The sequence below is a fragment of the Leptolyngbya sp. AS-A5 genome, assembly GCF_039962495.1.
Lineage (GTDB): Bacteria > Cyanobacteriota > Cyanobacteriia > Leptolyngbyales > Leptolyngbyaceae > Leptolyngbya.
The window spans coordinates 90,263-102,656 of record NZ_JAMPLL010000008.1; the positions used below are offsets into that span (position 1 = coordinate 90,263).

General features: G+C 49.0%; 12 protein-coding genes. 3 read left to right on the forward strand and 9 right to left on the reverse strand.

What is annotated here, in order from left to right:
* Positions 1-52 precede the first annotated feature (52 nt).
* The 8 genes from NC980_RS12165 to NC980_RS12200 form a co-directional block, all read right to left on the reverse strand.
* Entirely contained in the window at positions 53-2,953 is a 2,901-nt protein-coding gene (locus tag NC980_RS12165) for a PAS domain-containing protein (protein ID WP_190375267.1), read from the reverse strand.
* Positions 2,954-3,249: 296 nt separating this feature from the next.
* Positions 3,250-4,263 carry an aromatic ring-hydroxylating dioxygenase subunit alpha gene (locus NC980_RS12170; protein ID WP_190375268.1) on the reverse strand — a complete coding sequence of 338 codons (1,014 nt, stop codon included), beginning with the start codon at positions 4,261-4,263 and terminating at the stop codon, positions 3,250-3,252.
* Positions 4,264-4,278: 15 nt separating this feature from the next.
* Positions 4,279-5,241 carry an ABC transporter permease gene (locus tag NC980_RS12175; protein WP_190375269.1) on the reverse strand — a complete coding sequence of 321 codons (963 nt, stop codon included), beginning with the start codon at positions 5,239-5,241 and terminating at the stop codon, positions 4,279-4,281.
* A gap of 5 nt (positions 5,242-5,246) precedes the next feature.
* Positions 5,247-6,281, reverse strand: a complete 1,035-nt coding sequence (locus NC980_RS12180; RefSeq protein ID WP_242026525.1) for an ABC transporter permease — start codon at positions 6,279-6,281, stop codon at positions 5,247-5,249.
* Positions 6,278-7,759: an ABC transporter ATP-binding protein gene (locus tag NC980_RS12185; protein ID WP_242026526.1), complete on the reverse strand. Its 1,482-nt coding sequence runs from the start codon at positions 7,757-7,759 to the stop codon at positions 6,278-6,280. The genes NC980_RS12180 and NC980_RS12185 overlap by 4 nt, the downstream gene beginning before the upstream one ends.
* 29 nt (positions 7,760-7,788) lie before the next feature.
* Positions 7,789-8,841 carry a BMP family protein gene (locus NC980_RS12190; RefSeq protein ID WP_190375270.1) on the reverse strand — a complete coding sequence of 351 codons (1,053 nt, stop codon included), beginning with the start codon at positions 8,839-8,841 and terminating at the stop codon, positions 7,789-7,791.
* Between the two features lie 27 nt (positions 8,842-8,868).
* Complete coding sequence (locus tag NC980_RS12195; RefSeq protein ID WP_190375271.1) at positions 8,869-9,594, reverse strand: 4'-phosphopantetheinyl transferase superfamily protein; 726 nt, start codon at positions 9,592-9,594, stop codon at positions 8,869-8,871.
* Positions 9,591-10,262 (reverse strand): DUF2834 domain-containing protein, encoded by a 672-nt coding sequence (locus NC980_RS12200; protein ID WP_190375272.1) that lies wholly within the window; start codon positions 10,260-10,262, stop codon positions 9,591-9,593. Before NC980_RS12200 ends, NC980_RS12195 begins: the two co-directional genes overlap by 4 nt.
* A gap of 47 nt (positions 10,263-10,309) precedes the next feature.
* On the opposite strand from NC980_RS12200, the gene cutA reads away from it, so the two are divergent.
* Both cutA and NC980_RS12210 read left to right on the forward strand, forming a co-directional pair.
* On the forward strand, positions 10,310-10,636 hold the full coding sequence (gene cutA, locus NC980_RS12205) for a divalent-cation tolerance protein CutA (protein ID WP_190375273.1): 327 nt from the start codon (positions 10,310-10,312) through the stop codon (positions 10,634-10,636).
* Entirely contained in the window at positions 10,633-11,115 is a 483-nt protein-coding gene (locus NC980_RS12210; RefSeq protein WP_190375349.1) for a GNAT family N-acetyltransferase, read from the forward strand. The genes cutA and NC980_RS12210 overlap by 4 nt, the downstream gene beginning before the upstream one ends.
* Positions 11,116-11,490: 375 nt before the next feature.
* Here NC980_RS12210 and NC980_RS12215 read toward each other — a convergent pair whose 3' ends face one another.
* On the reverse strand, positions 11,491-11,691 hold the full coding sequence (locus NC980_RS12215; RefSeq protein ID WP_190375274.1) for a chlorophyll a/b-binding protein: 201 nt from the start codon (positions 11,689-11,691) through the stop codon (positions 11,491-11,493).
* A gap of 293 nt (positions 11,692-11,984) precedes the next feature.
* On the opposite strand from NC980_RS12215, the gene NC980_RS12220 reads away from it, so the two are divergent.
* Positions 11,985-12,284, forward strand: coding sequence for an RNA-binding protein (locus tag NC980_RS12220; protein WP_190375275.1), 300 nt, complete (start codon positions 11,985-11,987; stop codon positions 12,282-12,284).
* Positions 12,285-12,394 lie beyond the last annotated feature (110 nt).

The following is a 12,394-nucleotide window of genomic DNA, read 5'->3' on the forward strand; positions in this document are numbered from 1 at the left end:
AGTGTAGATATACACCAAAGATAAAGCGGTCTCGTCGCCTTAAAGAAAGATTTTATGAAGCAGGATACAAGCAGGTAGTGATGGCAGTAATCAGTAAAGCTGGATCAAGCGGTTTCGAGAGATGCTGCTGAAATCCTGCCTGATGCGATTTCGCTTGATTGAGTTCTCCTGCGTAAGCAGAAAGCGCGATCGCAGGAAATTGATGCCCACGAGAGCGAATGGCTTTGAGTAGTTGATAGCCATTACAGTCGGGCATTCCAATATCACTTATCAGTAGATCAACAGTCGCTCCTTGCAGAATTTGTAGCGCCACAGTTGCCGATGCTGTACTCAAGACGATCGCGCCCGCTTGCTGCAAAATAAACTGTGCGAGCTCTCGTGCATCCGTTTCATCATCGACCAGTAAGACTCGGACTCCTGCGAGAGAGCCTGAAGTTGGTGAGTTTGGAGCGGTGAACCCTCCGGGGCACGACGCGATCGCAAACGCTGAAGCCAGCGGCAGGCAAACGGTGAAGGTTGCGCCTTGTTCTTCTCCGGGACTTGCGGCTGCGATCGTGCCGCCATGCAGTTCGACCAATTGACGAGCGATCGCCAGCCCCAAGCCTAGCCCTCCAAATTGGCGCGTGGTGGAAGAATCCGCTTGTCGAAATTGCTCAAAAACCTGTGGTAAAAATTCAGGAGCAATGCCCTTTCCGGTATCGATGACCTGGATTTGAGCCTGAGTTACGGTTGCTGTCAGTTCGACTTTGACTCGTCCGTGCGGCGGGGTAAATTTCACCGCATTGGTTAGCAGGTTCCAGACGACTTGCTGTAATCGCCCCGAATCGCCGATAACTATACCAATCCCATCGAATGCAGTTTCGATCTGAATTGATTTGGCTTCAGCGGCAAGGCGAACGGTTTCGATCGCCGCTTCGAGCACGGTTTTTAGGTTCACGGGCTGAGCATTTAAAGTCAGCTTGCCGCGCAAAATCCGCGAGACATCGAGCAAATCATCGATCAGTTGGGTTTGCAGTTGGGCATTGCGCTCGATCGTAGCGAGAGCTTGCCGGGTTCGATCTGCATCGAGTTTTCCGGTTTGCAACAGTTTGCTCCAGCCGAGAATCGGATTCAGCGGGGTTCTGAGTTCGTGAGAGAGGACAGCGAGAAATTCGTCTTTGATGCGGTTTGCGCGTTCGGCTTCTTCTCTGGCAGCTTGTTCTCTCAGTAAAAGCTGTTCGCGTTCGGCTTCGGCAGCTTTGCGATCGTCGATATCCGTATGCGTTCCCAGCATTCGCAGGGGTCGTCCATCGGCATCCCAAGCGACAATTTTGCCGAGCGATAGAATCCACTTCCAATTGCCCGATCGTGTCCGTTGGCGAAATTCAACGCGATAGTCGCTGCGTTTACCAGAGATATAGTCTTTGTAATTTCGGCTCACGGCTTCCCAATCGTCCGGGTGCAGCCGTTCTTGCCACGCCGCATTCGTTTCGCAGAACGTTTCTAGATCGTAACCAAGCATCTGAGCATATTCGGGAGAGATGATCGTTTCTCCGGTCTGCACGTTCAGATCATACAGACCTTGATTAGCAGCCACCAGCGCCATACGTAGGCGTTCTTCACTTTCACTCAGCTTTGCTTCGGACTGCTTACGGCTGGTGATTTCCTGCACGACTGCATTGATGCCAATACTCTCACCGTTTGAATCACGCAGCAGAAACCAGCTTCCCAGCCAGACGCGCTGCTGTCCGGGTTGCGAGGGAGTTTCGCCGCTAATTTCGAGATTTAACACCGTCTCTCCGGTCGCTAAGAGCTGCTGAAAGATGGGTTCTAATTGGTCGGCAAGGGCGGGCACAATTTCGCGTATCGATCGACCTAAATGATCTTCCACAGACCGTCCGTCAATTTCCGCCAACTTCGGGTTGAGGCGTACAAAGCGATAGTTAAGATCTAGAACCGCCAAGCCGATCGGAGCCGTGTTGTAAATCGCTTCAATTTCGGCATATTGTTGGCTTAAAAGCAGTTCCGCTCGTTTGCGTTCCACTTCGCGGTGCTTTGCATCGCTGATGTTGCGAAAGAATAGATTGAGACCGTCGATCGAGGGATAAGCATGAATCTCTAACCACATCTCCAGGGGTTCATACAGCACCTCAAAGTGCGCCGGAGTTTGAGTTGCAACCGCTTGACGATAGTTGTGTTCGACAATAGTTCCAGCCGACCAAGACCACATTTCCCAATGCGTCTTCCCGATCATCTCAGCAGGGGAGAGAGCATTGAGTTTTGCGGTGACTTGATTCACATAGGTAATGCGCCAATCCTGATCGAGGGACACAAAGCAATCCGTTGTGCTTTCGAGAATGTCGATCGCTCGATTTGCAGCTTTGTTAAAGGCTTGTTCGCGCTGAAGGAGTTCCTCAGCGGTTTGTCTAACTCTTAGGTTCGCTAACGCTGCACTGATAAAGCCAGAGAGATTGGTCAAAATGCGCAGGTCTTCGAGGTCGAAATGACGATCAAGATCATGGGTAACCGTCCAAATAGTGCCAAGGACTTGCTGATCGGCAAACAAAGGAATCAACAGCACTTCAGCCAGTGGACGATCGAGATGACATAGGTCGGAAAAATAGATTTCCGGGCAGGTATACAACTGTGGTTGCCGAGTTCGGACGGTTGTGCCACAGGGACTCAAATCGACGGCGACAGTTTGAGCCTCCCAATGGCTGAGGGTTCCTGAAATCGACACCCATCGAAACACAGTGTCTTCGAGCAGGCTGATTCCAACGGCATCGGCTTGACAGAGTTCGATCGCCAGATGGGTCAGGGTTTTGAGCAGCGATCGAGCATCTCCTGCAAGTTGTTGCGCCAGGATTTGCAGTGCCCGATTTTCTGCTTGAAAATTTGGTGTTCTTGAGGAGCGCTGTGCTAGGCTCTCGGTAATGCGAACGAAGGCTTTACTGATGTCAGGCGAATGCAGCACTTAATTTATCCTGGTCTTCTCGCATCAATAATCGACGAGCGATCGCCTTTAAGGTTAGCAAATTTGATCGCTAAGGAACGGGGACTCAATAAGAGAGCGCTCATGACAAGACTAATTCGTCCTTACCCCCAAGTGAGAGAAGGAGTTAGGGGATGAGGGCAAAGATTCTAGCATGAATAAATCTGCGTTCCTAAGACGCAAGATCACATGTATTTCCCATAGCGCGATTCTCCGTATTTGACTATCTATCGAAAAGGGCATTACTGTCTTGTATCTGTGGATAGATTTAACTCAAATTAGCGCACGGTTCCATAAGTGACACCGCTCTGTTTCAACCACTTGCGGTACGCCAAAGAAGCACGATCGCTCGGCAGATGAAATTCCATCTGCGGATCAAGCGGGAGCCGCTTCGGGTTGTGGGATTCCAGGTTCGCAACATCTTGCAAGATCACGGTGTCTTGAAATGCCACAAGGTCTGCTTCTGGAATGTGATGAGCATAGTTCAAAGCGCCCCACATCCAACCGACGCATTCTTCTTCGGAAATCGGAGTGACACAGTAAAGCAACACCATCGTTTGCCCACTCGCTCTTTCTTTCTTCAGGGCAACCATTAACGGTCGAAGCGTCCAATAGTCGTAGGTCGCAATCCCGTCTTTGCCTGTGCCATCAGGATCAGGCTGCCAGACTTGAATATTTCTCATGTAAATGCCGGTGTCGATCGTCTGAACTTCGTAGTCTTCGATCACAGGCTGTTCGGGCACACCCAGAATTCCCGCATGAACAAACGGCAAATGCGCCACATCCAGAAAGTTTTCGATCGCTCTTAATCCGCTACAGCGAAACCGATGTCCGCCGCTCAGATAAGTGCGATAGTCTGGATCATCCCATTCTGCAAAAGGGACAACATCGGCAGGCGGATCGCCCAATGAAACAAAAATTACGCCATATCGCTCCAGTACCGGGAAGGTTGTGGTGCAGGCTTGCTTAGGCGGGGGATAGTTCGGATGCGCTGGAACTTTGACACATTGCCCTTGAGCATCAAAGGCGAGTCCATGATAGGGACATACTAAAGTATCTGCTTCAACTGTTCCGGGAGAGAGCTTAACGCTGCGATGGGGACAACGATCGAGCCATGCCACTACCCCAGTATTTTCACCGCGCCATAGTACCAAGTCCGTCTCAAACAGTTGCACTGATCGCGCTGTTCCGGGCTGAATTTCACTCGATCGCGCGACGGGATACCATTCATCTAGCAACACCGACTCAATCGAGCGATTGTTCTTTTGAGGTGCAGCGATCAATCCAACCATTTGAGCTTCTCCAGCTTACCGTTTACCTTTAGAGTACGGGACACCTAACGCAGCAGGCGTATCGCTGCGAACAGTTCCGCGTAACAAGACGAGCAGCGTCAACACATACGGTAGCATCAATAGAAATTCATAGGGAAGATCCTTTAACCCGAATGCCTGAATTCGATATTGCAGCGCATCGCCAACTCCGAACAACACCGCCCCGAATAATCCCCAAATCGGTTGCCAGCGCGAGAAAAAGACGATCGCGATCGCAATCCAGCCCCGCCCCGCGATGATGCCTTCGGTAAAGATATTGAGCTGCACCACCGTCAGCACAGCTCCCCCGAACCCGGCAAAGGCTGACCCAACCATCACCGCAAGAGTACGAATGCGATCGACGTTCAATCCAGAGGTTTCTGCGGCTGCGGGATTTTCTCCCACTGCACGTAACGCCAGTCCCGAATTGGTGCGGAAGAGAAAAACCGAGCAGAGAATCACTAAGATCACCGTGAGATAGACGATCGCGTTGTGATTAAACAAAATATCTCCGATCACTGGAATCTTTGAGAGTCCCGGAATTGCCCAAGCTTCTAAGCCTTTCACTCGCGCCCCAGATAGAGCGCTAAATTTGCGAAATACAAATGAAGTTAAGCCTTGTCCAAGCAATACGAGTGTTACCCCTGTCACCACTTGATCCGTCTTAAATCGAACCGCTAAAACCGCCATCAGCAACCCCATGATTGCTCCTCCGGACAGCCCTGCGAACAATCCAAACCAGTCCGCGCCGCTAATCCCGGCTTGCTCTAATTGATAGGCAACAATGAATCCCGATAGTCCTCCGACCAGCATCACACCTTCAAGTCCGAGATTCATCACGCCCGATCGCTCTGAGATAATTTCTCCGAGCACCGCTAACAATACAGGCACTGCTAATCGAATGCCTGCGGTCAGCAAACCGACGACAAAACTCCAGGTTAAAATCTGTTCCCACGGCATTGCTTTTACTCCGATTCAGATTGTCGCGAAATAGCATGACCCGCCAGCACAAACAGCACCACTAATGCTTGAATCACTTCTGCCACCGAAGCGGGAATTTGCAATACAACATTGAGCGACTGTGCCCCAACCATTAATGCTGAAAATAACACCGCAGCAATCAAAACGCCGATCGGGTGCAGTTGACCCAGCAATGCGACGAGAATGCCACTAAATCCATAGCTATCTGAAATATCTCCTTTTAGCCGCGTGTAGGTGTAGCTCACTTCGAGGATGCCTGCCAGTCCTGAGAGCGCGCCACTCAGTAACAATGCTGTGAGAATGCTACGATCGACCTTCATTCCCGCGCAACGTGCCACACTTAGGCGTGATCCGACTGCCCGAAGCTGAAACCCAAGCGGAGTCCGCCACAGCAGCAGGTAAACCCCACCCACCAGCAACACCGCCAGAACCATTCCCAAATGCAATCGGGTTCCGAACAAGATTGGAATCTGAGCCGCAACACTAAACTGAGCCGATTCGGGCAAAAATCCATCCGGTTGCTGTAAAGGAACCCGCGCTGCATATTGCACCAGCAGAATTCCGACATAGTTCAGCATTAAGGTGCAAATAATCAAATTCATGCCGCGCTTTAGGTGTAGGAGTCCGGCGATCACGCTCCAAATCACACCACCCAGCATTCCAGCCATTAGCATCAATGGAATTAGAATAACAGCATTCAAGTCCGGCAATTTTAGGGCAACAATGCTTCCCAACAATGCCCCAATGTAATACTGTCCTTCTGCACCAATGTTCCACACGCGACAGCGAAACGCGATCGTCATTCCCAACCCAATAATCAACAGTGGCGTTGCTTTTAACAATGTTTCGGTGAGTTGCCGAAAGCCACCAAATGCACCCGCAAGCATAACCCCGTACGCTTGGAGTGGATTCGCACCGCTTAATTGAATCAACACAGCGCCCAGTAACAGTGCAATCAATCCACCCATCCAAGGAGCAAAGGATCTCAGTTGAACTGATCGAGAAAGCGTGAGATTCAAGCGTGGTTCCTCCCTGCCATTAATAGTCCAAGTCGATCGAGATTTGCTTGTGCAACATCTAGAACTTCGACAATTTTGCCTTCGTACAGCACGGCAATCCGATCGCTTAATCGCATAACTTCATCAAGCTCAGTCGAGATCAATAAAACAGCCGTTCCTGCATCACGACGGGCGATCAATTGACTATGTACAAATTCCGTTGCACCAATGTCCAATCCGCGTGTGGGTTGTGCTGCTAACAGCACTTGATGATCGCGAGATAGTTCTCTTGCAAACACTACTTTTTGGGCGTTGCCGCCGGACAATTTTCCAGCAGGAACATTCGGAGAAGGGGTACGAATGAGAAACCGTTGAATGAGGTCGATCGCATTCTTAAAGATCAACTGTGGGCGGAGTAAACCTTTCCAGCTAAACGGCGGATGCTGGATATCCTTGAGAACGAAGTTTTCTGCGATCGAAAACTCGGTTAACAATCCCATCGAATAGCGATCCGAGGGAATGTGAGCTAACTTGCCGTCTAACTTAATTTCACCTTTTACCGTTCGTAAGCCGACGATCGCTTCTTCTAGTTCTCGTTGTCCGTTCCCATCCACACCAGCAATCCCCAAGATCTCACCTGCATGAACTGTTAGATTGATGCCTCGCAATGCTGGAAGACTTCGATCGCCCATCACCCAAAGATCTTTTAGCGTTAATGCTGGTGTGGTTGCTTTGGACGACCTTTGTGACTTACGTGATAAATCAACCTCGCGTCCGACCATCATTTGCGCTAACGCTTTTTCTGTACAGTCCTTGATCACAACAGTTCCAATAGTCTGCCCATCGCGCAGAACCGTGACTCGATCGCACAGAGACATCACTTCCTTGAGCTTGTGTGAGATAAAAATAATCGTAGTTCCTTGAGCAGAGAGCGATCGTAATGTTGCACTCAAATCTTCGGCTTCTTGTGGAGTCAACACTGCGGTTGGTTCATCCAAGATCAGAATTCGAGCATTGCGATAAAGCGCTTTGAGAATTTCGATGCGCTGTTGTTCCCCCACGGACAACTGCCACACTTTCGCCGCCGGATCAAGCTTCAAACCATACTGATCGGCTAAACCTTGAATTCTGGTGTGAAGGCGTTGAGGTGGTTCTCGTATTAGCGATCGAGTCGTTCCCAAGACAATGTTCTCAGCCACAGTAAACGACTCAACCAGCATAAAGTGTTGATGCACCATGCCAATTCCAGCACGAATCGCAGCTTTGGGAGAGCGAAACTGCACCGACTGACCAAACAATCGAATTTCTCCCGCATCGGGCGTGTAGAGTCCACAGAGAATGTTCATCAATGTAGTTTTACCCGCACCATTTTCACCCAAGAGCGCGTGAATCTCACCTGCTCTTACCGTAAAGTCGATCGCTTGGTTCGCGATCGTTCCCGGAAATCGCTTAGTGATGCCGCGCATCTCGATTGCGATCACGTCTGATTTGGAAGTCATAGTCTGTACCTTAGAACAACAGTTACCGTCTATTTCTTCGGCACAAATGGAACTTTCAGCTCATTAGACGCAATCTTGGCGCGAGCCGCTTCTAACGCCTTGAGTTGATCAGCCGGCACTTTATCTTTCACGGCTGGATTCACTTCAACGTTGATCACATTGTCAGCAACGCCCATTTTGTAATACTGGTTGGCAAACTTCTTCGCTTTGGTGTCTTCGAGCATCCGGCTGAACAGTGGCTCTAAGTTCCAGATCAAATTCGTTGCAACGACTTTTTCGCCCATTGAAGACATATCGCCGACGTAGCTTGTGACATAGCCCCCCTTTTGTTTTGCGGCTTCGATTTGCCCGATCGTCGGCCCTTGTCCACAGCCGATCCAATAATCTACCCCGGTTTCCGCCTGTGATAATGCGGCTTCTTTGGCTTTTGCCACATCGTACCAATCTCCCACTGCAGTACTGGTCAATGTCACATCCGGGCGAACGGTTTTTGCCCCCGCTAACATCGCTTCACCCATGGCATGACACACGGGAATATCAAACCCAGAAAGCGCTCCTAGTTTCCCGGTCTTGCTGAGTTTTGCTGCCACGATGCCCACTAAGTAAGCGCCTTGATAAAATGGCTGGTCATAGTCTGCAACATTAGTCGCGGTTTTGTTAATCCCACCTGCCCAAGCAAAGTTCACATTCGGAAACTCTTTTGCCACCTTGAAGACAGCATCGCCATAGTTAAAAGAATGCGCGACGATCGTCGTAAATCCCGCTTCTGCATATTGCCTTAGCACTCGTTCGACATCCGAGTTAGAGACTGACTCCGACACTGCCACTTCGACTCCTTTGGCTTTGAGTGCTTGGGCAGCTTCAAAGGCTTTTTGGTTCCAGGATTTGTCTGTTGGCGGAGCGCTCAAAATTAAGGCAAACTTTGCAGGTTTGTTCTCGTTTGTTGCGGCGACTGGGGAAGCAGGGCTAGAAGTCGTGGTCGAAGTTTGAGGCGCGGTCGAGCAAGCCGTTAACCAAACAGGCACAGAAAGTAAGAAGCAAAGCGCCGAGTGTTTCAGCGATCGTTGAGCAGATAAAGTCATAATCCGGGCTAGAGAAAGAATGCCCCATTATTCCCTGTAATCCTGAATTCGTAAAGCGTGTAAATCTGTTGAACTCACTTCAATGTGAAAGTAGCGCAGGTCCAACTGAGAACAATTTTGCTCAATCACGATCGCGCCTGCAAATTGATCGCTGATTGTAATGGGATGCAGTTGCCATTGTTGCGATCGAGCTTCAGGTGGAATGTTTTTTATCTGAAAACGATCAATTTCTATCTCTTTCAGCCCTGAAAGCCCGATGCCTGTTGCTTTGAGAAACGCTTCTTTGCACGTCCAATACTGAAAAAATAAATCAGGCTGTGTCTGAACTGCTTCGGCTTCTGAGGGTAGAAAAAATCGTTGCACTAATCTCTCAACCTGATCGATCACTCGAATCTGTTCAATATCAATGCCAACTGCACGATCGTAAGTGACAGCATAAAGCGCTAAATGCTGTGAATGCGCCAGATTAAACTGAAGGGTTGAATGCTTGAGAAATGGCTTTCCGTGTGTACCATAGTCAAATTCTAAAGTCGTAGGATCAGTGTTGAGGTAGCGACTGAGGAGCGATCGCAGAAATCCCCGCCCCGCAATAAATCGCTGTCGATGCTGCTCGAACTTAAAGCGATCGGCTCTTGATCGTTCATCGATTGAGAGCATCTCAAATGAGGGTGCGATCGCGTCTAAGTTCGTCAGCCAGATGTGAACCTCTGAATCGCCCAGCCTCAATTCGTCCGGTGGAGTTTGCCAGTTCATGCCGGGGCTTTTTCAGGGGACACAGAAGTGGATGGTTCGATCGTCGGTGGACGCAGTACCAAATACATCAACGCTCCAAAGAAGGGCAGAAATGACAGAATCCTAAACGCTTGAGAATTCTCTAAACCCCGTCGTTTGATGTCATCTTGCAATAACACGGGAAATAGTCCACACAACAAACAAAAATCTAAACTCATCACATGAATGAACCGATCTGTTTGCCACTGCTGCACGAAATTACTCCAATCGCCATTTGTCACACCGTAGAGAAATAATCCAATCGCACCCAGCGCGATCGCGCCGCCTGTAATTCGCGAATCCATCAACTTCAGAAACCAGTTCTTCTGTCCGGTAAAGGTCGGATTGGATTTGCGAAAGATCAGATATGGCAATAGCGAAAACGCACCCACTCCAAAGGATGCTGCTGTAAACAGCCACGCTGGAATCTTTTGCGATCGACCGTCTAAAAACGTAATGCAAGCATACGCCAATGGCAAAAAGCCCATGATATTAAACAGCGCGACGATCAAGGGATTAATTCCCGCGACATTCGCCGTTGAAAGATTTTTGATCAACTCAAACGTATCCGGCTGATTGGGAGGCGCAAGCGTAAACGCATATCCAACAAACCCCACCCAAATTAGCGTTAACAGAATTTTCCCACTCATCCCGACTCACCTAAACTGAAAACAAGCATATTTATTGTAGAGAACTCATGGCAGAAGCAACGTATGGAGTCGTATTCGTCACGGCTGCATCGAAATCCGAAGCAGAAACCCTCGCCCGATCGCTCGTTTCCGCAAAGTTAGCAGCCTGTGTCACACTTTTCCCGGTGCAATCGATTTACACTTGGCAAGACGAACTCGAATACGCAGAAGAATGGCAATTGATGATCAAAACGGATCTCGATCGCTTCGCTGCGCTCGAAGCCAAAATTCGTGAACTTCACTCCTACGAAATACCCGAAATTATTGCCCTTCCGATTGTGGCAGGTTCGCATCCTTATCTTCAGTGGATGTCTCAGCAGGTTACGTCCCGATGATCCGAAATGCCGTTGAGTTTGATTTAAGCGAGATCGTGACAATCTACAATCACGCGATCGCCGCTCATACGATCACCGCCGACATTGAACCTGTAACCGTGGAAAGTCGCTTGGATTGGTTTCATAGCTATTCGAGCCGATATCCACTCTGGGTACTAGAGCGAGACAATGCGATCGCGGGATGGCTTGGACTCAAAATGTACTATGGTAGAGCCGCTTATCAATCGACCGCTGAGTTTAGCTTGTATGTTGCACCCGAATTTCAGCGTCAGAGAGTCGGACAAACGTTACTCAGTTATGCGATCGAACAGGCTCCAAAGCTAGAGATTAACACCTTGATTGCAGTGGTGTTTGCTGAGAATCAACCGAGTGTAACTTTGCTGAAAAAATTCGGTTTTGAGCAATGGGGATATTTGCCGCAGGTAGCGCGATCGTGGGGTATGGATCACGATGTCATTCTCTTAGGGCTGAAAGTTTAAATCGTTGTTTAGAAACGTAGGATTACTGTGAGCGATCGCAGGAGATTTGACACAAACTAAGGCATTATTGTTTCCTCGAACTGTTCTGATCACAGTATCAGTCCCAGTCCTACGGCTTCGAGCCAAACGAATTGTTCAACTTCGCGAATTCCAGCCAATGGAGCCGATTCTTGAGAACGTTCGACCGAGTTCGACCATACCCGAAGTAACGCCCCGTTCATTTCGGATTGAATTTGGCGCTGCCTTTGCTGGAGAAGACTTAAAACTTCAAAGCCCCCGAACTAGAGCAGCGAATCGCTCCAAATTTGGGGGCTAGATTATTTAATGCTTACTCCTGAGTCAACAGTTTGTAGCTCAGAGAAAGCATTCTCAAATCTACTTAATTAAGTGCAAAACGTTTCGCAGAACACTAAAGCCTGCTAAGTCCCACAATAAGTAAGCAGTAAATCCAATCATTGCTAGACGACCGTTCCAGAGTTCTGCTTGAGGATTAAAGCCGAAAAGAAAAGCGTTGCGATCGACACCATTGTATTCGGTGGCAACAGGAGGTAAGTTAGTCGCTTTGTTCGATTGCATTGTTACACTTCTTAATAAACTTCTACCCATCATCATATAAGCGGAGTTCAGATCGGCTCTATACCTTTAGAAGTGTCTCTAGTGGTTTCGATTAAAGGCGCGATCGGCAACAATTGACTGACAATCACCCAATTTGTCGTTTCTCTATTGCTCTACGCGATCGTCGAACTCTTTGAAGCTGTGTTAGGCTGGAGACTAAAGCGATATTTTCGGCTATGTAATGCCTTATTATGTAAATATAAGTGTTGCTCCGAACCTAAATCTCTCTACATTGTGATTCTGGAGCCATTTTTATGTCTATCTACGTTGGTAATCTTTCTTACGAAGTGATGCAAGACAGTCTCAGCGAAGTCTTTGCAGAATATGGAACAGTCAAGCGGGTTCAGTTACCGACCGATCGGGAGACGGGACGAGTTCGGGGCTTTGCATTTGTCGAAATGGCAACTGAAGCAGAAGAAGAGGCTGCGATCGGTGCGCTCGATGGAGCCGAGTGGATGGGGCGCGATTTGACCGTCAATAAGGCGAAGCCACGTGAGGAGAAAGGTTCTTCAGGGGGAAGTTGGGATCGCAGAGGTGGCTCTTCTCGACGTTAGTTCTCAACGGGTTTTAAGTGCAACTCTATATTTATAAGCAACTCTTGTAAATATAGAGTTTGCCTTGTTGGCGATCGCTGATCCTGCTTTTCGATTCAGTGATCTATTGT